The organism is Caulobacter vibrioides, assembly GCF_002858865.1.
Taxonomy (GTDB): domain Bacteria; phylum Pseudomonadota; class Alphaproteobacteria; order Caulobacterales; family Caulobacteraceae; genus Caulobacter; species Caulobacter vibrioides.
In genome coordinates, this window is sequence record NZ_PJRR01000022.1 from 12,725 (window position 1) to 32,959 (window position 20,235).

Annotated in this window: 29 protein-coding genes; 26 read left to right on the top strand and 3 right to left on the bottom strand. The window is 65.5% G+C overall.

Going from position 1 to position 20,235, the window contains the following annotated elements:
* Nucleotides 1-3: 3 nt before the first annotated feature.
* The 19 genes from rplP to rplQ all read left to right on the top strand — a co-directional run bounded on the left by rplP (nt 4) and on the right by rplQ (nt 10,237).
* A complete protein-coding gene (rplP, locus tag CVUC_RS18110; protein WP_010919134.1) occupies nt 4-435 on the top strand; it encodes a 50S ribosomal protein L16 in 432 nt (143 codons plus the stop codon).
* A gap of 5 nt (nt 436-440) precedes the next feature.
* Nucleotides 441-632 carry a 50S ribosomal protein L29 gene (gene rpmC, locus CVUC_RS18115; RefSeq protein ID WP_010919135.1) on the top strand — a complete coding sequence of 64 codons (192 nt, stop codon included), beginning with the start codon at nt 441-443 and terminating at the stop codon, nt 630-632.
* 10 nt (nt 633-642) lie between these two features.
* A complete protein-coding gene (rpsQ, locus tag CVUC_RS18120) occupies nt 643-882 on the top strand; it encodes a 30S ribosomal protein S17 (protein ID WP_010919136.1) in 240 nt (79 codons plus the stop codon).
* A 17-nt stretch (nt 883-899) separates the two neighbouring features.
* Nucleotides 900-1,268, top strand: coding sequence for a 50S ribosomal protein L14 (gene rplN, locus CVUC_RS18125; protein WP_010919137.1), 369 nt, complete (start codon nt 900-902; stop codon nt 1,266-1,268).
* Nucleotides 1,268-1,582, top strand: a complete 315-nt coding sequence (gene rplX / locus CVUC_RS18130; RefSeq protein ID WP_010919138.1) for a 50S ribosomal protein L24 — start codon at nt 1,268-1,270, stop codon at nt 1,580-1,582. Before rplN ends, rplX begins: the two co-directional genes overlap by 1 nt.
* A complete protein-coding gene (rplE, locus tag CVUC_RS18135; protein ID WP_010919139.1) occupies nt 1,575-2,132 on the top strand; it encodes a 50S ribosomal protein L5 in 558 nt (185 codons plus the stop codon). The genes rplX and rplE overlap by 8 nt, the downstream gene beginning before the upstream one ends.
* A gap of 21 nt (nt 2,133-2,153) precedes the next feature.
* The gene (gene rpsN, locus CVUC_RS18140; protein ID WP_010919140.1) at nt 2,154-2,459 is read left to right on the top strand and encodes a 30S ribosomal protein S14; all 306 of its coding nucleotides are present in this window, start codon (nt 2,154-2,156) and stop codon (nt 2,457-2,459) included.
* Nucleotides 2,460-2,469: 10 nt separating this feature from the next.
* Nucleotides 2,470-2,868, top strand: coding sequence for a 30S ribosomal protein S8 (gene rpsH / locus CVUC_RS18145; protein WP_010919141.1), 399 nt, complete (start codon nt 2,470-2,472; stop codon nt 2,866-2,868).
* 18 nt (nt 2,869-2,886) lie between these two features.
* Nucleotides 2,887-3,420, top strand: coding sequence for a 50S ribosomal protein L6 (gene rplF / locus CVUC_RS18150; protein WP_010919142.1), 534 nt, complete (start codon nt 2,887-2,889; stop codon nt 3,418-3,420).
* A 3-nt stretch (nt 3,421-3,423) separates the two neighbouring features.
* Nucleotides 3,424-3,774 carry a 50S ribosomal protein L18 gene (gene rplR / locus CVUC_RS18155; RefSeq protein WP_010919143.1) on the top strand — a complete coding sequence of 117 codons (351 nt, stop codon included), beginning with the start codon at nt 3,424-3,426 and terminating at the stop codon, nt 3,772-3,774.
* Between the two features lie 10 nt (nt 3,775-3,784).
* Nucleotides 3,785-4,390, top strand: coding sequence for a 30S ribosomal protein S5 (rpsE, locus tag CVUC_RS18160; RefSeq protein ID WP_010919144.1), 606 nt, complete (start codon nt 3,785-3,787; stop codon nt 4,388-4,390).
* A 3-nt stretch (nt 4,391-4,393) separates the two neighbouring features.
* Entirely contained in the window at nt 4,394-4,579 is a 186-nt protein-coding gene (gene rpmD / locus CVUC_RS18165; RefSeq protein ID WP_010919145.1) for a 50S ribosomal protein L30, read from the top strand.
* Nucleotides 4,580-4,752: 173 nt separating this feature from the next.
* Nucleotides 4,753-5,238 carry a 50S ribosomal protein L15 gene (gene rplO, locus CVUC_RS18170; RefSeq protein WP_010919146.1) on the top strand — a complete coding sequence of 162 codons (486 nt, stop codon included), beginning with the start codon at nt 4,753-4,755 and terminating at the stop codon, nt 5,236-5,238.
* A 219-nt stretch (nt 5,239-5,457) separates the two neighbouring features.
* Nucleotides 5,458-6,813, top strand: coding sequence for a preprotein translocase subunit SecY (secY, locus tag CVUC_RS18175; RefSeq protein WP_096032934.1), 1,356 nt, complete (start codon nt 5,458-5,460; stop codon nt 6,811-6,813).
* 134 nt (nt 6,814-6,947) lie between these two features.
* Nucleotides 6,948-7,523 carry an adenylate kinase gene (locus CVUC_RS18180; RefSeq protein ID WP_010919148.1) on the top strand — a complete coding sequence of 192 codons (576 nt, stop codon included), beginning with the start codon at nt 6,948-6,950 and terminating at the stop codon, nt 7,521-7,523.
* A 246-nt stretch (nt 7,524-7,769) separates the two neighbouring features.
* Nucleotides 7,770-8,138 carry a 30S ribosomal protein S13 gene (rpsM, locus tag CVUC_RS18185; protein WP_096032935.1) on the top strand — a complete coding sequence of 123 codons (369 nt, stop codon included), beginning with the start codon at nt 7,770-7,772 and terminating at the stop codon, nt 8,136-8,138.
* Between the two features lie 13 nt (nt 8,139-8,151).
* Entirely contained in the window at nt 8,152-8,541 is a 390-nt protein-coding gene (gene rpsK, locus CVUC_RS18190) for a 30S ribosomal protein S11 (protein WP_010919150.1), read from the top strand.
* A 77-nt stretch (nt 8,542-8,618) separates the two neighbouring features.
* Complete coding sequence (locus tag CVUC_RS18195; protein ID WP_010919151.1) at nt 8,619-9,635, top strand: DNA-directed RNA polymerase subunit alpha; 1,017 nt, start codon at nt 8,619-8,621, stop codon at nt 9,633-9,635.
* Nucleotides 9,636-9,823: 188 nt separating this feature from the next.
* Nucleotides 9,824-10,237 (top strand): 50S ribosomal protein L17, encoded by a 414-nt coding sequence (gene rplQ / locus CVUC_RS18200; protein ID WP_010919152.1) that lies wholly within the window; start codon nt 9,824-9,826, stop codon nt 10,235-10,237.
* 443 nt (nt 10,238-10,680) lie between these two features.
* Here rplQ and CVUC_RS20895 read toward each other — a convergent pair whose 3' ends face one another.
* The 3 genes from CVUC_RS20895 to CVUC_RS18215 form a co-directional block, all read right to left on the bottom strand.
* Complete coding sequence (locus tag CVUC_RS20895; RefSeq protein WP_101685858.1) at nt 10,681-11,073, bottom strand: hypothetical protein; 393 nt, start codon at nt 11,071-11,073, stop codon at nt 10,681-10,683.
* A gap of 166 nt (nt 11,074-11,239) precedes the next feature.
* Nucleotides 11,240-12,070 (bottom strand): ABC transporter permease subunit, encoded by an 831-nt coding sequence (locus CVUC_RS18210; RefSeq protein WP_096032936.1) that lies wholly within the window; start codon nt 12,068-12,070, stop codon nt 11,240-11,242.
* Complete coding sequence (locus CVUC_RS18215; protein ID WP_024265688.1) at nt 12,070-12,987, bottom strand: ABC transporter ATP-binding protein; 918 nt, start codon at nt 12,985-12,987, stop codon at nt 12,070-12,072. Before CVUC_RS18215 ends, CVUC_RS18210 begins: the two co-directional genes overlap by 1 nt.
* Nucleotides 12,988-13,158: 171 nt before the next feature.
* Between CVUC_RS18215 and CVUC_RS18220 the strand changes: the two genes are divergently transcribed.
* The 7 genes from CVUC_RS18220 (at nt 13,159) to CVUC_RS18250 (ending at nt 20,181) form a co-directional block, all read left to right on the top strand.
* Complete coding sequence (locus CVUC_RS18220; RefSeq protein WP_096034748.1) at nt 13,159-14,388, top strand: ectonucleotide pyrophosphatase/phosphodiesterase; 1,230 nt, start codon at nt 13,159-13,161, stop codon at nt 14,386-14,388.
* A gap of 69 nt (nt 14,389-14,457) precedes the next feature.
* Nucleotides 14,458-16,080 carry a GMC family oxidoreductase gene (locus tag CVUC_RS18225; protein ID WP_096032937.1) on the top strand — a complete coding sequence of 541 codons (1,623 nt, stop codon included), beginning with the start codon at nt 14,458-14,460 and terminating at the stop codon, nt 16,078-16,080.
* 70 nt (nt 16,081-16,150) lie between these two features.
* Nucleotides 16,151-16,606, top strand: coding sequence for a VOC family protein (locus tag CVUC_RS18230; protein ID WP_096032938.1), 456 nt, complete (start codon nt 16,151-16,153; stop codon nt 16,604-16,606).
* Nucleotides 16,603-16,932, top strand: coding sequence for an ArsR/SmtB family transcription factor (locus CVUC_RS18235; protein WP_010919159.1), 330 nt, complete (start codon nt 16,603-16,605; stop codon nt 16,930-16,932). The genes CVUC_RS18230 and CVUC_RS18235 overlap by 4 nt, the downstream gene beginning before the upstream one ends.
* Entirely contained in the window at nt 16,929-17,423 is a 495-nt protein-coding gene (locus CVUC_RS18240) for an SRPBCC domain-containing protein (RefSeq protein ID WP_096032939.1), read from the top strand. The genes CVUC_RS18235 and CVUC_RS18240 overlap by 4 nt, the downstream gene beginning before the upstream one ends.
* Entirely contained in the window at nt 17,420-18,670 is a 1,251-nt protein-coding gene (locus tag CVUC_RS18245) for a TCR/Tet family MFS transporter (RefSeq protein WP_024265690.1), read from the top strand. The genes CVUC_RS18240 and CVUC_RS18245 overlap by 4 nt, the downstream gene beginning before the upstream one ends.
* A gap of 92 nt (nt 18,671-18,762) precedes the next feature.
* Nucleotides 18,763-20,181 (top strand): DegQ family serine endoprotease, encoded by a 1,419-nt coding sequence (locus tag CVUC_RS18250; RefSeq protein WP_096032940.1) that lies wholly within the window; start codon nt 18,763-18,765, stop codon nt 20,179-20,181.
* The last annotated feature ends 54 nt before the right edge of the window (nt 20,182-20,235 follow it).

Here is a 20,235-nt window from a genome sequence, read left to right on the forward strand (position 1 = left end):
GCCATGCTGTCTCCGAAGAAGACCAAATTCCGCAAGCAGTTCAAGGGCCGCATCCACGGCACTTCGAAGGGCGGCACCCTGCTGAACTTCGGTTCGTACGGCCTGAAGGCCGTCGAGCCGGAGCGCATCACGGCCCGTCAGATCGAAGCCGCCCGTCGCGCCATCACCCGCCAGATGAAGCGTCAAGGCCGCGTCTGGATCCGTATCTTCCCGGACGTGCCGGTCACCGGCAAGCCGGCGGAAGTCCGGATGGGTAAGGGTAAGGGCGCCGTGGATTACTGGGCCGCTCGCGTGGCTCCGGGCCGCATCATGTTCGAAATCGACGGCGTGCCGGACGATATCGCGCGTGAAGCGCTCCGCCTTGGCGCCGCCAAGCTGCCGATCCGCACCCGTGTTGTCACCCGCATCGATGCGGGCGTGGCTCAGGAGGCCTGAGGCTCATGAAGATCGCTGAAATCCGGGGCATGACCCCCGACCAGCTGGCCGACACCCTGATCAGCCTGAAGAAGGAGCAGTTCAACCTGCGCTTCCAGGCCGCCACGGGCCAGGTCGAAAAGACCCACCGCGTCAACGAGATCCGCAAGGATATCGCGCGGATCAAGACCGTGCTGCGCGCCAAGGCCGCGGCCTAAGGAGAACGATATGCCCAAGCGTATCCTCGAAGGGGTCGTCGTCTCCGATAAGGGCGACAAGACCGTGGTGGTGAAGGTCGAACGGACCATCGTCCACCCCGTTCTGAAGAAGATCGTGCGTCAGTCCAAAAAGTACCACGCGCACGACGAAGCCAACGCGTACAAGGCCGGTGAAGCTATCCGCATCATCGAGTGCGCTCCGAAGTCCAAGCTGAAGACCTGGGAAGTGCTTCCCAAGGCTTCGGCTTAATCTGGAAGGTTTAGACCATGATCCAGATGCAAACTAACCTGGAAGTTGCCGATAACTCTGGCGCTCGCCGGGTCATGTGCATCAAGGTGTTGGGCGGCGCAGGCCGTCGCTACGCCAGCGTGGGCGACGTCATCGTCGTCTCCGTCAAGGAAGCCATTCCGCGCGGTCGCGTGAAGAAGGGTGACGTGCTTCGCGCCGTCGTCGTTCGGGTGAATCAAAATCTGAAGCGCAAGGATGGCTCGGTCATCCGCTTCGATAAGAACGCCGCGGTGATCGTGAACAAGCAGAGCGAGCCGGTCGGCACGCGGATCTTCGGCCCGGTTCCCCGTGAACTGCGCGCCAAGAACCACATGAAGATCATCTCCCTCGCTCCGGAGGTGCTGTAATGGCCGCTAAGATCAAGAAGGGCGACCGCGTCGTCGTTCTGGCCGGCAAGGACAAGGGCAAGCAAGGCTCGGTCCTGCAAGTCCTGCCGAAGGACAACCGGGTCGTCGTGGAAGGCGTGAACATGGTTTCGCGTCACACCAAGCCGACCCAAGCCGATCCGCAAGGCGGCATCAAGAACAAGGAAGCCGCGCTGCACGTCTCGAACGTCGCCGTCGTGGACTCCAACGGCAAGCCCACCCGCGTTGGCTTCAAGATCGAAGGCGACAAGAAGGTGCGCGTCGCCAAGACGACCGGCGAGGTGATCAATGGCTGATCAAGCTTACGAGCCCCGGCTGAAGACCGTTTATCGCGAGCGCATCCGCGCCGCGATGAAGGAGCAGTTCGGCTACACCAACGAGATGCAGATCCCCAAGCTGGACAAGATCGTCCTGAACATGGGTATCGGCGAAGCTGTGGCTGACTCCAAGAAGGCTCAGACCGCCCTGAAGGACCTGCAGGCGATCGCCGGCCAAAAGCCCGTCGCCACCAAGGCCCGCAAGTCGATCGCCGGCTTCAAGCTGCGCGAAGGCATGGTGGTCGGCGCCAAGGTCACCCTGCGCAAGGACCGTATGTACGAATTCCTCGACCGCCTGGTCACGATCGCGCTGCCGCGCGTGAAGGACTTCCGTGGTCTGAACGGCAAGAGCTTCGACGGCCGTGGCAACTACGCCATGGGCCTGAAGGAGCACCTGGTGTTCCCGGAAATCAACTATGACCAGATCGAACAGATCTGGGGCATGGACATCATCGTCTGCACCACTGCGAAGTCCGACCAGGAAGCCAAGGCTCTCCTGAAGGAATTCCAGTTCCCGTTCGTGAACTAAGAGCGGGAAGGGAAAGAAACCATGGCCAAGAAAAGCGCCGTCAACCGCAACGAAGCCGTCAAGGCCCTCGTCAAGAAGTTCGCCGAGAAGCGCGCCGCGCTGAAGGCGATCGCCAACGACGAGACCCTGCCGCTCGAGGAACGCTTCGAGGCTCGCCTCAAGCTCGCCAAGCTGCCGCGTAACAGCGCCGCGATCCGCATCCGCAATCGCTGCGAAGTCACCGGCCGTCCGCGCGCCTATTACCGTAAGCTCAAGATGAGCCGTGTGGCCCTCCGCGAACTGGGTTCGCAAGGCCAGATCCCCGGCCTCGTCAAGTCGAGCTGGTGAGGACGATCAGATGTCGATGAACGATCCCCTGAGCGATATGATCGCTCGCATCAAGAACGCCGCCCAACGCAAGCGGTCCAAGGTCTCGACGCCGGCTTCCAAGCTGCGCGCCCGCGTCCTGGACGTGCTGGCCGACGAAGGCTACATCCGCGGCTACTCGCTGGTCGAGAAGCCCGGCGCGTTCCCCGAATTCGAGATCGAGCTCAAGTACTTCGACGGTGAGCCCGTGATCGCTGAGATCAGCCGCGTGTCCAAGCCTGGCCGTCGCGTCTACTCCTCGATCAAGGACCTGAAGCCGATCAAGAACGGCCTGGGCATCTCGATCCTGTCGACGCCGAAGGGCGTCATGTCGGACACCGCTGCACGCGACGCTAATGTCGGCGGCGAAGTCCTCTGCCGCGTCTACTAGGCGCGGGAGGGAAAGAGCATGTCACGTATCGGTAAGAAAGCCGTCGCAATCCCCTCGGGCGTGCAAGTCACGCTCGCGGGTCAGACGGTCACGGTAAAGGGCCCGAAGGGTCAACTGTCGTGGACGATCGCCGACGAAGTCGAAGTCAAGCAAGAGGGCGCTGAGCTCCTGCTGGCTCCGCGCGTCGACACGAAGCGCGCCAAGGGCATGTGGGGTCTGTCCCGCACGCTGGTGGCCAACATGGTGCACGGTGTCACCGTCGGCTTCGAGGAAAGCCTCGAACTGGTCGGCGTCGGTTACCGCGCGGCCATGAAGGGCACCGCCCTGAGCCTCCAACTCGGTTTCAGCCACGATGTGGACGTTGCGGCTCCGGCCGGCGTCACCTTCGCGGTGCCGAAGCAAACCGAAATCAAGATCGCCGGCATCGACAAGCAGGCGGTTGGTGAGATTGCCGCGAAGATCCGCCGCATTCGTCCGCCGGAACCCTACAAGGGCAAGGGCGTGCGTTATGCTGGCGAGAAGGTTCGCCGCAAGGAAGGCAAGAAGAAGTAAGCCATGGCGCTCTCTCCTCGTGAATCGGCGGCCAAGCGCGCTCAGCGCGTTCGCACCCGCCTCAAGAGCCTCGCCAACGGTCGTCCGCGTCTGTCGGTCTTCCGTTCGTCGAAGAACATCTACGCCCAGGTCATCGATGATGAACGCGGCGTGACCCTGGCGTCGGCCTCCACTCTGGAAGCCGAAGGCAAGGGCGCGGACAAGGATGCCGCCGCCGCTGTGGGCAAGCTCGTCGCCGAGCGCGCCATTGAAAAGGGCGTCAAGGACGTCGTTTTCGACCGTGGCAGCTACATCTTCCACGGCCGGGTGAAAGCCCTGGCCGACGCCGCGCGCGAAGCCGGCCTGAACTTCTAAGGGAACGAAAATGGCTCGTGGTGAACAACAGCGCGGTGAGGGCGGTCAACGCCGTGACCGTCGCGACCGCAACGCCCCCGAAGAGCGGGTCGACAGCGACATCGTCGAAAAGCTCGTCCACATCAACCGCGTCGCCGCCACCGTGAAGGGTGGTCGTCGCTTCAGCTTCGCTGCTCTGATGGTCGTTGGCGACCAAAAGGGCCGCGTCGGCTTCGGTCATGGCAAGGCGCGTGAAGTGCCGGAAGCCATCCGCAAGGCGACCGAAGAAGCCAAGAAGACGATGATCCGCGTTCCGCTGCGCGAATCCCGCACCCTGCACCACGACGGCGCTGGCCGTTGGGGCGCTGGCAAGGTGATGATGCGCGCGGCGCCTCCCGGCACCGGCGTCATCGCCGGCGGTCCGATGCGCGCGGTTCTCGAAACCCTGGGCGTCCAGGACGTCGTGGCCAAGTCGACGGGTTCCTCGAACCCGTACAACATGGTTCGCGCCACGTTCGAGGCCCTGAAGGTGCAATCGTCGCCCCGCCAGATCGCCGCCAAGCGCGGCAAGAAGGTTGGCGACATCCTCGGCCGCCGCGCCGACGGCGCTTCGGCGCCGGAAGCCATCGAGGGCTAAGTCATGGCTGAAGCTAAGACCGTTACGGTTCGCCAAACCGGCAGCCCGATCCGTCGTGAAAAGGACCAGCGCGCGACGCTCGTGGGTCTGGGTCTGAACCGCGTGGGTCGTGTCTCGACCCTGCAGGACAACCCCTCGACCCGCGGCATGATCCGCAAGGTCCAGCACCTGCTGGAAATCGTCGAGTAGTCCTTCTACACGATGCGAATACGCCACCCCGGAGCGATCCGGGGTGGTTTTCGTTTGAATTCGCGCATTCGCCCCATTGAGTTTTCTCGCGTTTTGGGGTTTTAACCGCGCTCTGTTTTTCAAAGCCGAGTCCAGCCGCCTGGCTGGGCGCAGATCTCCAAGGAGAGGCACATATGACCAAGCTGAACGAACTGGCTCCCCGCGAAGGCTCGACCAAGGGCCGCATGCGCGTTGGCCGCGGCCCGGGTTCGGGCAAGGGCAAGACCGCCGGTCGCGGTGTGAAGGGCCAGAAGGCGCGCTCGGGCGTCGCCATCAACGGCTTCGAAGGCGGTCAAATGCCGCTGCACATGCGTATGCCGAAGCGCGGCTTCAACAACCCCTTCCGCCTGGAGTTCGCTGAAGTGAACCTGTGGCGCCTGGAACAAGCCGTCGAAGCCGGCAAGATCAAGAAGGGCGCCGAGCTGGACGCCGCCGCTCTGATCGCCGCCGGTGTCATCCGTCGTGAACTCGACGGCGTGAAGCTGCTGGCCAAGGGCGAAATCAAGACCGCCCTGAAGCTGACCGTCTACTCGGCGACCGAAGCCGCCATCAAGGCCGTCGAGGCCGCCGGTGGTTCGGTCACCGTGACCAAGAAGGCCAAGGCGCAAGCCGAAGCCTAAAGGCATATGTCATCCCGTTGAGCGCCTGGCGCTGTCGGGACCGCGTTTTCGACCGGGATGACAGAATTTCGAGGCTCGCCGTGACATCGCGGCGGGCCTCACCTATTTGTGGCGCTCTCCTGGGATCAGCGTGATCCGGGAAACCTTATTTCAGAGCGTGATCGACGCCGAAGCGATATTGGCTTTCGACGATCGTGCTCCTGAGTCGTGGGGATCTGAATGGCCTCGGCCGCCGAACAACTCGCAGCCAATATGAATTTCGCGTCGTTCCAGAAGGCGACCGAACTTCACAAGCGTATCTGGTTCACGATCATCGCCCTGATCGTCTACCGCCTTGGCACCTACGTTCCGATCCCGGGCGTTGATCCGGCCGCCTTCGCGTCGCTGTTCAGCCAGAACAGCAAGGGCCTCCTGGGCATGTTCGACATGTTCTCGGGCGGGGCCGTCGAGCGGATGGCGATCTTCTCGCTGAACGTCATGCCCTACATCAGCGCCTCGATCATCGTGCAGCTGATGGGCACGGTGTATCCGCCGTGGGAGAAGCTGAAGAAGGAAGGCGGTGAGGCCGGTCGCAAGACCCTGAACCAGTACACGCGCTACCTGGCTGTCATTCTGGCCGTGGTGCAATCGGCTTCGATCGCGATCGGTATCGCGGCTCAGCCCGGCGTGGTGGCTGATGGCGTCGGCCACACCTTCTTCATCGTTTCGACGATCGTGGCGCTGACGGGCGGTACGATGTTCCTGATGTGGCTGGGCGAGCAGATCACCAGCCGCGGCGTCGGCAACGGCGTGTCGCTGATCATCTTCGCGGGCATCGTCGCGACCCTGCCGATTTCGCTGATGCAGATGCTGACCCAGGCGCAGTCGAACAACAACTACATGCCGTTGTTCCTGGTGGTGTTCGGGGGCATCGCCGCCATCCTGGCGATCGTCTTCATCGAGCGCTCGCAGCGTCGTCTGCTGGTCCACTATCCCAAGCGCCAGCAGGGCAATCGCATGATCGGCGGCGAAAGCTCGTTCATGCCGCTGAAGATCAACACCGCGGGCGTCATCCCGCCGATCTTCGCCTCGTCGCTGCTGCTGCTGCCGACGACCGCCCTGCAGTTCGTTCAGACCACGAACCTGCCCAACTGGGCCTCGTGGTTGCCGGCTATGGTCGGCGCGCTGCAGCACGGGCAGCCGGCGTTCCTGGTGCTCTATGCGCTGCTGATCATCTTCTTCTCGTTCTTCTACACCTCGGTGGTGTTCAATCCTGACGAGACGGCCGAGAACCTGCGCAAGTACGGCGGCTTCCTGCCGGGCATCCGTCCGGGCAAGCGCACCGCGGAGTATCTGGACTATGTCCTGACCCGCCTCACGGTGATCGGCGCGGCCTACATCACGGCGGTCTGTATCGCGCCGGAGTTTGTGATGATGGCGATGAACTCCACCCAGTTCGCGCTGGGCGGCACCTCGATCCTGATCGTCGTGACGGTGACCATGGACACCGTGGCGCAGATCCAGTCGCACCTGCTGGCCCACCAGTACGAGGGCCTGATCAAGAAGTCGAAGCTGCGCGGCGGACGCGGCCGCTAAGGCCGGCTTCACTTTTATTACAAGCGTCGGAAGCCGGTTTGTCACAAAACCGGCTTCCGTTTTTATTGCCGGGGCTCTAGGTCTGCTCCGGGAGACAGCCGGGCGCAGACTCGGCGACGCGCGAAGGGGCTTTTATGAATCTGATCCTGTTCGGCCCGCCGGCGGCGGGGAAGGGGACCCAGGCCAAGCGACTGGTCACGGAGCGGGGCATGGTCCAGCTCTCGACCGGCGACATGCTGCGCGCGGCCATCGCCTCAGGCTCGGAGCTCGGCCAGCGCGTCAAGGGCGTGCTGGACCGTGGCGAGCTGGTGACCGACGAGATCGTCATCGCCCTGATCGAAGACCGCCTGCCCGAAGCCGAAGCCGCCGGCGGCGCGATCTTCGACGGTTTCCCGCGGACGGTCGCCCAGGCCGAGGCTCTGGATAAAATGCTCGCCGCGCGCGGTCAGAAGATCGACGTCGTTCTCCGACTCAAGGTAGACGAGCCCGCCCTGATCGAGCGGATCAAGAAGCGGTTCGAAGAGCAGGGACGGCCCGACGACAATCCGGAAGTCTTCGTGACTCGCCTGGCCGCGTACAACGCTCAGACCGCGCCGCTGCTGCCCTACTATGAAGGGCAGGGCAAGTTGACGGAACTGGATGGCATGGGGACCGTCGAAGCGGTCGCCGCGTCGATCGACAGCGCACTGGAGCCCGTCGCTGCAGGATGATTATCCCGCAGCGATAGACGGACTCCATCTTCAAGGAGAGCGTGACTTTGGTCGCGCGAGCCTCGTCGATTAAGAAAGCCCGAATTCGGGGGATGTCTCCCGGATTCAGTTGTTGACGGAAGCGAAACGATCCCTATAACGGGGCGCTTCCGCGAAAGGGCGCGATCCGTGCGCGCCGGTTTGGGTCTCTGATCCGGCCGGGCGCGCCGTTCGCGTCTTTAGTGCGTGACTAGGAGAACATTAGACGTGGCCCGTATCGCAGGCGTCAACATCCCGACGAACAAGCGCGTTCTGATCGCGCTTCAGTACATTCACGGCATCGGCCAAAAGTCGGCTCGTGAGATCATCACCAAGGTGGGCATCGAGGAAGCCCGTCGCGTCAATCAGTTGACCGACGCGGAAGTCCTGCAGATCCGCGAGACGATCGACCGTGACTACACCGTCGAGGGCGACCTGCGTCGCGAGAACTCGATGAACATCAAGCGTCTGATGGACCTGGCCTGCTATCGCGGCCTGCGTCACCGTAAGGGCCTGCCGGTCCGCGGTCAGCGCACCCACACGAACGCCCGCACCCGCAAGGGTCCGGCCAAGCCGATCGCCGGCAAGAAGAAGTAAGGTAGCCTGACCGATGGCCAAGGAACCGGCTCGCGTTAAACGTCGCGAACGCAAGAACATCACCTCGGGCGTGGCGCACGTGAACGCCTCGTTCAACAACACCATGATCACCATCACCGACGCCCAGGGCAACACGATCTCGTGGTCCTCGGCCGGCATGATGGGCTTCAAGGGCTCGCGCAAGTCGACCCCGTACGCCGCGCAGATGGCCGCCGAAGACGCGGGCAAGAAGGCTGCCGAGCACGGCGTGAAGACGCTGGAAGTCAACGTTTCGGGTCCGGGTTCCGGCCGTGAATCGGCCCTGCGCGCTCTGCAAGCCGCGGGCATGACCATCACGACCATCCGCGACGTCACGCCGATCCCGCACAACGGCTGCCGTCCGCCCAAGCGTCGTCGCGTCTAGTACTTTTTAGACCACAATCTTCCTTCGCCGGCTGCGTAAACCGCGGCCGGCGAGCCGCGTTCAAGGGACCCGACCACGTGATCGAAAGAAACTGGAACGAGCTGATCCGTCCTGAGAAGCCGCAAATCGAAACCGGCGCCGATGCGACTCGCAAGGCCCGTATCGTCGCCGAACCGCTCGAGCGCGGCTTCGGCGTGACGCTCGGCAACGCTCTGCGTCGCGTTCTCCTCTCGTCGCTGCAAGGCGCCGCCGTCACCGCCATCCAAATCGATGGCGTGGTGCACGAATTCTCCTCGCTCGAAGGCGTCCGTGAAGACGTCGTCGACATCGTTCTGAACATCAAGCAACTGGCCGTGCGCATGCACGCCGAAGGTCCGAAGCGCATGACCCTGCGCGCCACGGGCCCCGGCCCGGTGACCGCTGGTCAGATCGAAACCCCGGCCGACATCGAAATCCTGAACCCCGACCACGTGCTCTGCACGCTGGACGACGGCGCTTCGGTGCGCATGGAGTTCACGGTCAATAACGGCAAGGGCTACGTCCCGGCCGACCGCAACCGTCCGGAAGACGCGCCGATCGGCCTCATCGCCGTCGACGCTCTCTACTCGCCGGTCAAGCGCGTCGCCTACCGCGTCGAGCCGACCCGTCAGGGTCAGTCGCTGGACTACGACAAGCTGATCCTGGAAGTGGAAACCAACGGCGCCGTCACTCCGGTGGACGCCGTGGCCTACGCCGCCCGGATCCTGCAGGACCAACTGCAGATCTTCATCACCTTCGAGGAACCGAAGGCCAAGTCGGCCGACGAGTCCAAGCCGGAACTGCCGTTCAACCCGGCCCTGCTGAAGAAGGTCGACGAGCTGGAACTGTCGGTCCGTTCGGCCAACTGCCTGAAGAACGACAACATCGTCTATATCGGCGACCTGATCCAGAAGACCGAAGCCGAGATGCTCCGCACCCCGAACTTCGGCCGCAAGTCGCTGAACGAGATCAAGGAAGTGCTCGCCGGCATGGGTCTGCACCTCGGCATGGACGTGCCGAACTGGCCGCCGGAGAACATCGAAGACCTGGCCAAGAAGTTCGAAGACCAAATCTAAGACTTCAAAGCCTAACGCGCTTAATCCGGGCCGCCTTTTTCGGAGGGCGGCCTGGGCCTTTTGAAGCCGCAAACGCGGTCGAGGGCCCCGGCGCTTCGCTCTGACCCGGTCGGGACGGACCAGGATTGGTGACAATCAGGCGCTCACTGGTTTTGCGCCGTTCGGGCTGATCGCCCAGGAGATACAAAATGCGTCACGGTAAGGCTCACCGTAAACTCGGCCGCACCTCGGCTCACCGCACCGCCATGTTCGCCAACATGTCGGCCTCGCTGATCAAGCACGAGCAGATCGTCACCACCCTGCCCAAGGCCAAGGAACTGCGTCCGATCGTCGAAAAGCTGGTCACCCTGGCCAAGCGCGGCGACCTGCACGCCCGTCGTCAGGCCATCAGCTCGGTTCGCGACGTTGAACAAGTCGGCAAGCTCTTCGCGGTTCTCGGCCCGCGCTACAAGGAGCGTCAGGGCGGCTACATCCGCGTCCTGAAGGCCGGCTTCCGCTATGGCGACAACGCCCCGATGGCCGTCATCGAGTTCGTCGATCGCGACGTCTCGGAAAAGGGCAAGGACTCGGGTCCGGTCTACGTCAACGACGCCGAAGACTAAGAGATTTCAGCGCAAGCTGAGCAAGAAGGCCCCGGAGCGATCCGGGGCCTTTTTCGTTTGGGCGGCGACCTGTCGCCGGGCGTGTCCGGTTTCTTGCGGGAGGCTGGAGACGGCTTTCGGCCCTGAGATGATGTCGCGCAAAACCCTCTCTCTTAGAGAGAGGGAGGGGCCCAAGCGAAGCTTGGGAGGGTGAGTGGTTACGCCGTCAGCCGGCGTGCCGGCACATAGATCAGCACAGCGTCAGAATCGTTTACGGGCTTCGCCGACCCACTCACGCTCCCACGCCTGCGGCGCGGGCCCCTCCCTCTCTCCATGAGAGAGGGATTCCTTGTGGCCGCTTCCACCCTTCACCGACATCGGCGACGTCCGCTGCAAAGCGTAAGCGCTTTGCGCCCCAATACCCGATGCGCTACGAGCGGCGTCGCTCCCCAGGCCCAACATAATCAACGCGTTAGTCCTCTCAACAACGGGTCGATCCAAAATCGACGCATCGCCCACGAAACCGCCCCCATACTGATCCCACCTCGTCGCGAGGAAGGGGCGCATGGCCAGCGACCATTTGCGGCGGCGGGGGGCGGTCGAGCGGGGACAGGTTCGAGGGGGATACTCGAGCGGTCCGGGGATCTGGTTGCTGGCCAGACCCGCCCGCCGTCGGCGTGGTTGGGGATAAAGGGATGTGTCTTAGCCTGTATTGGCTCGTCCTCTCCGACCGCTGGGAGCCTCGGGAAACCGAGGAGCCCAGGTCCCGGTAAGGCCTGAACAGGGCCACCTGACGGGAGGCTGGCGGATAACGGCTGCGCGGAGCGTTGCGGCTTCGTCGAAACGGTATTCAACACTCAAAATCCGGGCGTCGCCCGGCGCTCCGCAGCCCTTTCCACGACTTCAGCGAGTGATCGCGTGAGGGTGATGAAACGCGCCCCTCCGCCGGTGAATGGGGAGGGATGGGGGCTCAGCGTCCAATGTGGAGCCAGACTAGGTCCACTTCCACCAGGCCCGGGGCCCTCACTCCTTCGTCAGATCCTGCCGTCGGAACAGCCACACCGCCCCGGCCGTCAGCGCCGCGACCCAGGCCAGCAGCACAACCAGCGCCACCCCCGCCGAGCCGCCGGCCGCGCCCACCTGGTCCGGCGCCAGCAGCGCCGCGCGCAGCAGGTCGGCGTCGAAGACGGGGAGGGCCAGCAGCTTCCAGCTCGGCGCCTCGTTCTGCTCCATCATCTGCAGCGAACTGGCCAGGATGGTCTGGACGAAGCGGAAGCCAAGACACGCGATCACAACGCCCATGGTCGAGCGCGACAGCACGCCGACACAGGCGGCCAGCGCCGCCAGGGTCATGGCCTCCAGCCAGGTGATGGCCAGCACGCCGATCACGTCGAACAGGTTGCGGCCCGCCATCGACACCGTCAGGGCCTTTCCGTTGATCCCGGCCCCGATCACCCCGGCGAAGACCGACAGGATCGCCGTCAGCAGCAGACTCCAGAACACCGCCTCGCCGACCACGATCAGCTTGGCCAGCAAGAGGTTCTGGCGGGTGTTGCGCGGGGTCAGAAGCCGCCAGGTCTCCCAGCGATAGTCGCCGGCGAGGATGGCCGCCGCGCCGATCATCAGGAACAGCGCGCCGAAGGTCGAGGCGCCGTTCGACAGCGCCTTCAGCACCTGGTCGATCAGGCCGATGGTCAGGCCGGGGATCGGCTTCTTGATCACAAAGCGCAGGAACAGGTCCCCGCCGATGCTGAGCGCAAAGCCCACCAGCGGCGCGAAGCAGAAACCCCAGAAGACAGCCGCGCGGTCGCGCAGCAGGCGGAAGCGTTCGGCGGCGATGGCGTCGGCGAGCATCAGGCGGCTCCTTCGGCGGTGGCGGCCGTCGGCGTCTGGCCCAGGGATTTCAGATAGACGCCTTCGAGGTCGACCTCGCGCCAGCGGGCTTCGACGATCTCGACGCCGGCCTCGACCAGGGCGCGGATGAGCGCGGGGGCCTCGGCGCGGGGGATGTCGGCCAGAACAGCGTCGGGCCCATCGGCCTCGCCGCGATCGCCAAGCACCGCCAGCGCTGGGGCGAGGGGAGAGGTCAGGGTCAGGCGCAGGCGCGCCTCGCCGGCGGTGAGTTCAGCCACGCCGCCTTCGGCCACGACCTTGCCGCGCGAGAGGATGGCGACGCGGTCGCAGACGCGCTTGACCTCGTCCAGCTGGTGGCTGGCCAGGATGACGGTGACGCCTTCGATCTTGGCCAGGTCGATGATCAGGGCGCGGATCTCCTGGATACCGGCCGGGTCCATGCCGCTGGTCGGTTCGTCCAGGATGACGAGCTCGGGCTTGGTCAGGAAGGCGGCGGCCAGGCCCAGGCGCTGCTTCATACCGACCGAGAAGCCGCTGGTGGCGCGGTCGGCGGCGTGGGTCAGGCTGACCCGCTCCAGCCAGCCGCCGATGTCGGCGTCGGCCTTGCCGCTTTCCAGGGCCAGCATCTTCAGGGTGTCGCGCGCCGTCAGATACGGCGGATAGCGCGGGGTCTCGATCATGGCCCCGACCTTGCGCAGGGCGGTGATGTCGCCGGGCGCGGCGCCGAACAGACGAGCCGAACCGCTGGTGGGCCGCACCAGACCCAGGGCGATCCGGAACAACGTGCTCTTGCCGGCGCCGTTGGGACCCAGGATCCCGAACACGCCGCCGGCGGGGATGGCGATGGAGAAGTCGTCGAGGGCGCGCACCGCCCCATACGTCTTGGTGAGGCCCACAGCCTCCAGGGCGATCGACATGGAGCGGTTCCGGACGCCGACCTGAGTCGACTCGACGCGAAGACTATGGCGAGCGCGCCCGCCCACGCCAAGTTAAGAGGGTGTCATGCCTCGGAGACCGCCGGTCGTCATACGCCTGCAATCTGGGCCATGGATGACCGCTGGAACCGTCGTTCCAAGTCGAGCCCGAAGATGATCCTGCGCCGCCTGCTGTCCCTGGTTCTGGCCTTGGGTCTGATGATCGCCGCCGACGGGGCGGCGGCGCGGGAAAAGGCGCCGCACCTGACCATCCTGGTGTCGATCGACGGCTTCCGCGCCGACTATCTGGATCGTGGCGACACCCCGGTGATGAAGGCCCTGGCCGAGAACGGCGCCCGGGCGGCCATGCGACCCTCGTTCCCGTCGGTGACCTTTCCCAATCACTACACGCTGATCACCGGCAAGCGCCCGGACCGCAACGGCATCGTGGCCAACACCATGGTCGACCCCAGCGTCTCGGCCGAGAAATTCACCATGCGGAGCCTGGATCCGGCGTGGTGGAGCCAGGCCAAGCCGTTCTGGGTCTCGGTGGAGCAGCAGGGCAAGCGCGCCGCAGCCATGTTCTGGCCGGGCTCGGAGGTCGAGATCGACGGGGTGCGGCCCTCGCGCTGGGTCAAGTTCGACCAGACCATGCCGGGCGATGCGCGGGTCGATCAGGTGCTGAACTGGCTGGACAGCGCCGATGGTCCGCCGATCGCCTTCTCGACCCTCTATTTCGACATCGTCGACACCCAGGGTCACCACTATGGCCCGGAGTCTCCCGAGGTGCGCGCGGCCGCCGCCTCGGTGGACGCTGCGCTGGGGCGGCTGGTCGCGGGGCTGAAAGCGCGGGGACGCTTTGAGAGCACCGACATCGTCATCGTCGCCGACCATGGCATGGCGCCGCTACCGGCCGCCAATCGCGTGGTGCTGGACGACCTTGTCGACGTCTCGAAGATCCGGCTGGTCACCACCGGCGCGGTCACCGCGTTCTCGCCCATGCCCGGCGAGCGAAAGGCGGTCGAGGCGGCGTTCCTCTCCAAGCCCCTGCCGCACATGACCTGCTGGAAAAAGAACCGGATCCCGGCGCGCTTCCACTACGGTCGAAACTCGCGGGTTCCCGCGATCGTCTGCCTGTCGGAAACCGGCTGGTACACCACCACCGAGGCGGCGAGGCAGAAGCCGAGCGAATGGGACGGCAAGGACGGCGGGGCGCATGGCTTCGACCCCTATGACCCGACCATGCAGGCGGTGTTCGTCGCCCACGGCCCTTCGTTCAAGTCGGGTGTCGCTCTGCCGACGTTCGACAATGTGGATGTCTATGCGCTGCTGGCCAAGGTGACGGGGGTTCGTCCCGAGAAGACCGACGGCTCGCTGAAGGTCGTGCGCGAGGCGCTTCGATAGGGGCGGACCGCAAGTCGCTTTCCAGGCGGCCCGGCGGACGGCAGTCTCGCCCCGGGAGGACGGTCAAGCGTGGGCGACGAAGCGATTCATCTGGGCGACTACGACTACATCGTGGTCGGCGCCGGCTCTGCGGGATGTCTGCTGGCCAATCGCCTGTCGGCTGATCCACGGCGGCGGGTGCTGCTGCTGGAGGCGGGGGGCGACGACAACTGGATCTGGTTTCACGTCCCGGTCGGCTACCTGTTCGCGATCGGCAATCCCCGCGCCGACTGGATGCTGGAGACCACGCCGCAGGCGGGGCTGGACGGACGGGTTCTGGCCTATCCGCGCGGCAAGGTGATCGGCGGCTCATCGGCGATCAACGCCATGATCTATATGCGTGGCCAGGCTCGGGACTATGACGGCTGGCGCCAGCGCGGCTTGGTCGGGTGGGGCTGGTCGGACGTGCTGCCTTACTTTCTGAAGCACGAAGACCACATCGACCCGCGCGGCGAGCATCATCGGGCCGGCGGCGAGTACCGCGTCGAGCACCCGCGCGTGCGCTGGGATGTGCTGGACGCCATCCGTCGCGCGGGCGAGCAGGCCGGTATCGCCCAGGTCGACGACTTCAACGGCGGCGACAACGCGGGCTCGTCATACTTCCAGGTCAACCAGCGCGCCGGGCGCCGCTGGAGCACAGCCACGGCCTTTCTGAAGCCCGTCCTGTCGCGTCCCAACCTGCGGCTGGTGAAGGGCGTTGAGGTCGAGCGGCTCATTATCGACGGCAAGCGGGTGCGGGGCCTGCGTGGGCGTCGGGGTGGAGCGGCGGTGACCGCCAGCGTGTCGGGTGAGTTGATCCTGGCGGCCGGCGCGATCGGTTCGCCCGTGATCCTGCAGCGCTCGGGGATCGGGCGCGGCGAGACCCTGTCACGCGCCGGTGTGGCGATGGTTCACGATCTGCCAGGCGTCGGGGCCAATCTGCAGGACCATTTGCAGATCCGACCTGTGTTCAAGGTCAGCGGCGTGAGGACGCTGAACACCGACTACGCCAACCTCTTCCGCCGGGCAGGCATGGGGTTGGACTATCTGCTCCGACGCTCGGGTCCGCTGACCATGGCGCCGTCGCAGTTGGGGATGTTCTGCCGCTCGGGGCCTGAGTACGAAAGCGCCAATCTGGAGTTCCATTTCCAACCGCTCAGCCTGGACCGCTGGGGGGAGGGGCTGCACCGGTTCGGCGCGGTGACCGCCAGTGTCTGTAACCTGCGTCCAAGCAGCCGGGGCGCGGTCTCCCTCTCCGGGCCGGGCCTGGAGCACTCGCCAAGGATCGATCCCAACTACTTGGCGACCGAGGAGGACCGCCGCGTGGCCGTCGAGTCCCTGAAGTGGGCGCGGCGGATCATGGGGCAGGCGGCCTTGGTGGCCTATGCGCCGGAGGCGTTCCGGCCCGGTCCGGAGGTGGACGGCGACGCGGCGCTGCTTGCCGCCGCGAAGGCGCTGGCGACGACGATCTTCCACCCGGTCGGTACGGCGGCCATGGGCGCGGATGGTGATCCCCTGGCGGTGCTGGACGCGCGGCTGCGCGTGCGTGGCGTCGAGGGTCTGCGTGTCATCGACGCCTCGGCGATGCCGACCATCACCTCGGGCAACACCAACGCGCCGACTGTCATGATCGCCGAGAAGGGCGCGGCGATGATCCTGGAGGATTACCGCTGACGATCCGGTGGGGTTGCGAAATTAGTTTCGATGTGCGTTAAATATTTCACCGACTGAGAAGGAATGGCGCATGTCCAATCCCGCGGGCCTGATTTCGGCCGTCACCTATCGCGATCCCAAGGCGGCGCTGGCCTGGCTGGAAGCGGCCTTTGGCTTTGAACTGGTGTTCCTGATCGAGGGCGAGGACGCCAGCGTCGCCCATGCGGAGATGAGCCATGGCGCCTCCCGCGTGATGATCGGCGGCGAGTGGAGCCCTGCCCACGCCAGCCCCGCCTCGATCGGCGGCAAGACCACCCAGACGATCCACATCTATATCGAAGGCGACGTCGACGCCCATTGTCAGACAGCCGCCGCCGCCGGGGCTGAGATCGTCGAGCCGCCGGCGACCCAGTTCTACGGCGCGCGCACCTATCGTTGTCGCGACCTGGAAGGTCATCTCTGGACCGTCTCGGCCGATGTGGAGACAGTCTCCGTCGAGGAGATGGAAAGGCGCAGCGGCCTCAAGATTACGGTCGCCAAGGGGTGAGCGAGGCCCTGGACCGCACCCTGGCGGCCCTGGCCGATCCGCATCGTCGGCGCGCGGTCGATCTGCTGCGTGAGCGGCCGCGCCGGGCCGGCGAGCTGGCCGAGAGCCTGGGCCTGACCGCTCCGGCCATGAGCCGACACCTGCGCGCTCTGCGTCAGTCGGGCCTTGTTGAAGAGAGCCATCCCGAGTTCGACGCCCGGGTGCGGGTGTATCGCCTGCGGCCCGGGCCGATGGCCGAGCTTAAGGCCTGGCTGGAGGCCGCCGAGGAGCACTGGGTCGATCAGCTTTCGGCGCTGAAGGCGCATGTGGAGAGCAAGGCGCGGTGAGCTCTCGAATTGTTGTGTCTCTTCGCATCGCCGCCTCGCCCGAGGTCGTGTTCGACGCCTTCGTCGATGACATCGCCGTCTGGTGGCGGCCCAATGGGCTGTTCGCCTTCACGCCGCGCTCGCCGGGCGTGATGGCCTTCGAGGATGGCCGGCTGGTGGAGCGTCTGCCCAATGGCAAGGTGTTCGAGGTCGGCGTCGTCAGCGTCTGGGAGCGCGGCGCGCGACTGGTGTTCGGCTGGCGTCAGGCCGCCTTCACCCCGGACATGAACACCGAGGTCGAGGTCCGTTTCGAAGCGGTGGGCGAGGGGACCCGCGTCACGGTCGAGCATCGCGGCTGGGACAGCGTGCCTGCGCCGCACGTGGCGCGTCATGGCTTTCCCAATGCGGCTTTCCTGGCCCGACATGGGGAATGGTGGCGCAACCTTCTGGCCGGGCTTGCGGCGCGGGCCAACAGCGTCCACCTAGGGGCGGGCGACGAGGGGCTGTCATGAACACGACGATCACGGGCGGACGGCGTCAGGCCGCCCTGGGCTTCATCTTCGTCACCGCCATCCTGGATGTGCTGTCGCTCGGCGTGATGATCCCGGTTCTGCCGAACCTGGTGAAGGCGTTCGGCGGCGGCGACACGGCCGCGGCGGCCGACTGGAACGTGCTGTTCGCCACCACCTGGGGCGTGATGCAGTTCATCTGCTCGCCGATCCTGGGCTTGCTGTCCGACCGCTTCGGCCGACGGCCGGTGATCCTGACCTCGATCTTTGGTCTCGGCATCGACTTTCTGTTCATGGCCTTTGCGCCGAACCTCTGGTGGCTGTTCATCGGCCGGATCTTCAACGGCATGACGGCGGCCAGTTTCTCGACCGCCAGCGCCTATGTGGCCGATGTCACCACGCCGGAGAACCGGGCCAAGGGCTTTGGTCTGATGGGCGCGGCGTTCGGGATCGGCTTCACCTTCGGCCCGGCGCTGGGCGGGTGGCTCTGGGAGTTCGACCACCGCGCGCCGTTCCTGGTCTGCGCAGCCCTGGCCCTGACCAACTGGCTGTACGGCTTCTTCGTGCTGCCGGAGTCGCTGCCGCCCGAGCGTCGCCAGCCGCGCTTCGACTGGAAGAAGGCCAATCCGATCGGCTCGCTGCAACTGCTGCGTCACCATCCGGGCCTGATGGGTCTGGCGGGCGTGGGCTTCCTGTTCCAGCTGGCGCACAATGTGCTGCCCAGCGTCTTCGTGCTTTACATGGGCTTCCGCTATGGCTGGAGCCCTCAGACGATCGGCCTGACCCTGATGGCCAGCGGGATCGCCAGCATCCTGATCCAGGCGTTCGTCGTCGGTCCTGCGGTGAAGCGGTTGGGTGAGCGCGGCGTGCTGCTGATCGGGCTGTTTGCAGGCTTCCTGGGCTTTTCGATCTACGCCTTGGCGCCGACGAGCTTGCTGTACCTGGCCGGTCTGCCGATCTTCGCCTTCTCCGGCTTGATCCAGCCCGGCCTCCAGGGGCTGATGACGCGCCGGGTCGGTCCGAACGAGCAGGGCCAACTGCAAGGCGCCAATGCGGCGATGATGGGCATCGCTTCGATCATCGGCCCGCCGCTGTTCCTGATCCCGTTCGCCTTCGCGGTCCGCCATGACGCGACGCTGCACCTGCCGGGCCTGCCGATCCTGATCGCAGCGGTCTTGATGCTGGCGGCGACCCTCCTAGCTTATGCCAAGGCCAAGCCCGCCCCAGCGCCGGAACCCCAGCCGGCTTGACGGTTTTGGGCATGGCCAAACCTCGACCTTTCGTCGCCTTAGACTCGCCCGAAAGCTGGGCTGAGGTTTCGGCGAACCGCTAGGAGTCCTTCGTGACCAACATGCGCAAGCTTCGCGCCCTGCTGCCCGTCTTCGTCCTGCTGACCGCCTGCTCGAACCCGGCCGGCCCGTCGAACGCCCAGTCGATCCCGGACATGCCTCAGCCGACCCGTCGCGTTCCGGCCGACGCGGCCTCGATGAAACAGTCGTTCTCGCCCGTGGTGAAGAAGGCCGCGCCGGCCGTGGTCAATGTCGCCAGCCGCCGCCTGGTCCAGCGTCGCGTCGATCCGTTCTGGGACTTCTTCATGGGTGGCGGGCAGGCCGGCTCGCAGGTGCAAAGCTCGCTGGGTTCAGGCGCGATCGTCCGCGCCGACGGCGTGATCATCACCAATCACCACAACATCAACGGGATGAGCGACATCACCATCCAGCTGGCCGACCGCCGCGAGTTCCCGGCCGTGGTGCTGCTGGATGATCCACGCGCGGACCTCGCGGTGCTGAAGATCGACACCAAGGGCGAGAAGCTGCCGGTCATGGCCATCGACGACCAGGAGCAGCTGGAGGTCGGTGATCTGGTGCTGGCCATGGGCAATCCGTTCGGCGTGGGTCAGACCGTCACCAACGGCATCGTCTCGGCCCTGGCGCGCACCGACGTCGGCGCGGCGGACTTCGGCAGCTACATCCAGACTGATGCGGCGATCAATCCGGGCAATTCCGGCGGTCCGCTGGTCGACATGGACGGTGATCTGGTCGGCATCAACACCTTCATCATCTCGCGCTCGGGTTCATCGTCGGGCGTCGGCTTCGCTATCCCATCCCGCGTTGTGCGCCAGGTGGTCAACGCCGCGCTGGGCGGCGGGCACAGCATCGTGCGCCCCTGGTTGGGCGTGAAGGGTCAGGCCGTCACCGGCGAAATCGCCAAGAGCCTGGGCATGACCGCCCCGCGCGGCGTGCTGGTGGCCCAGGTCTATCCGGGCTCGTCGGCCGAGCGCGCGGGCCTGAAGGAAGGCGACGTGATCCTGTCGATTGACGGCCAGCCGGTGAACGACGAAGGCGGCGGCGCCTTTGCGATCGGAACCCACAAGGTCGGCGACCGCGTGCCGATGCAGATCCGTCGCGGCGACCGCGAACTGACCATCACGGTCCGCGCCGACGCCGCACCGGAGACGCCGGCTCGCGATGAGCGCACGCTGAGCGGCAACAACCCGTTCAACGGCGCGACGGTGATGAACCTGTCGCCGGCCGTCGCCCAGGACTTGGGCGTGGATCCGTTCGCCGGGCGCGGTGCGCTGGTGACCAAGATCGGCCCGGGTTACGCCGGTAACTGGATGCGACCCGGCGACTTCGTGCGCAGCGTCAATGGTCGCCAGATCAACACGGTGGCTGACCTCGCTTCGGCCATCGCCGGCCGCGCCGGCCGCTGGAGCGTCACCATCGAGCGTGGCGGCCAGCTGATCCAGGCGCAGTTCTAGGTTTGGAGCCGCCCCGGCGGCTTGCTGTTCCTCTATTGAAGAACAGCCCTCTTT

Bases quoted from the DNA above. Each gene is read 5' to 3' on its own strand.
- rplP (WP_010919134.1), top strand. From the start codon at position 4: ATGCTGTCTCCGAAGAAGACCAAATTCCGCAAGCAGTTCAAGGGCCGC.
- rpmC (WP_010919135.1), top strand. From the start codon at position 441: ATGAAGATCGCTGAAATCCGGGGCATGACCCCCGACCAGCTGGCCGAC.
- rpsQ (WP_010919136.1), top strand. From the start codon at position 643: ATGCCCAAGCGTATCCTCGAAGGGGTCGTCGTCTCCGATAAGGGCGAC.
- rplN (WP_010919137.1), top strand. From the start codon at position 900: ATGATCCAGATGCAAACTAACCTGGAAGTTGCCGATAACTCTGGCGCT.
- rplX (WP_010919138.1), top strand. From the start codon at position 1,268: ATGGCCGCTAAGATCAAGAAGGGCGACCGCGTCGTCGTTCTGGCCGGC.
- rplE (WP_010919139.1), top strand. From the start codon at position 1,575: ATGGCTGATCAAGCTTACGAGCCCCGGCTGAAGACCGTTTATCGCGAG.
- rpsN (WP_010919140.1), top strand. From the start codon at position 2,154: ATGGCCAAGAAAAGCGCCGTCAACCGCAACGAAGCCGTCAAGGCCCTC.
- rpsH (WP_010919141.1), top strand. From the start codon at position 2,470: ATGTCGATGAACGATCCCCTGAGCGATATGATCGCTCGCATCAAGAAC.
- rplF (WP_010919142.1), top strand. From the start codon at position 2,887: ATGTCACGTATCGGTAAGAAAGCCGTCGCAATCCCCTCGGGCGTGCAA.
- rplR (WP_010919143.1), top strand. From the start codon at position 3,424: ATGGCGCTCTCTCCTCGTGAATCGGCGGCCAAGCGCGCTCAGCGCGTT.
- rpsE (WP_010919144.1), top strand. From the start codon at position 3,785: ATGGCTCGTGGTGAACAACAGCGCGGTGAGGGCGGTCAACGCCGTGAC.
- rpmD (WP_010919145.1), top strand. From the start codon at position 4,394: ATGGCTGAAGCTAAGACCGTTACGGTTCGCCAAACCGGCAGCCCGATC.
- rplO (WP_010919146.1), top strand. From the start codon at position 4,753: ATGACCAAGCTGAACGAACTGGCTCCCCGCGAAGGCTCGACCAAGGGC.
- secY (WP_096032934.1), top strand. From the start codon at position 5,458: ATGGCCTCGGCCGCCGAACAACTCGCAGCCAATATGAATTTCGCGTCG.
- CVUC_RS18180 (WP_010919148.1), top strand. From the start codon at position 6,948: ATGAATCTGATCCTGTTCGGCCCGCCGGCGGCGGGGAAGGGGACCCAG.
- rpsK (WP_010919150.1), top strand. From the start codon at position 8,152: ATGGCCAAGGAACCGGCTCGCGTTAAACGTCGCGAACGCAAGAACATC.
- rplQ (WP_010919152.1), top strand. From the start codon at position 9,824: ATGCGTCACGGTAAGGCTCACCGTAAACTCGGCCGCACCTCGGCTCAC.
- CVUC_RS18210 (WP_096032936.1), bottom strand. From the start codon at position 12,070: ATGCTCGCCGACGCCATCGCCGCCGAACGCTTCCGCCTGCTGCGCGAC.
- CVUC_RS18215 (WP_024265688.1), bottom strand. From the start codon at position 12,987: ATGTCGATCGCCCTGGAGGCTGTGGGCCTCACCAAGACGTATGGGGCG.
- CVUC_RS18220 (WP_096034748.1), top strand. From the start codon at position 13,159: ATGATCCTGCGCCGCCTGCTGTCCCTGGTTCTGGCCTTGGGTCTGATG.
- CVUC_RS18230 (WP_096032938.1), top strand. From the start codon at position 16,151: ATGTCCAATCCCGCGGGCCTGATTTCGGCCGTCACCTATCGCGATCCC.
- CVUC_RS18245 (WP_024265690.1), top strand. From the start codon at position 17,420: ATGAACACGACGATCACGGGCGGACGGCGTCAGGCCGCCCTGGGCTTC.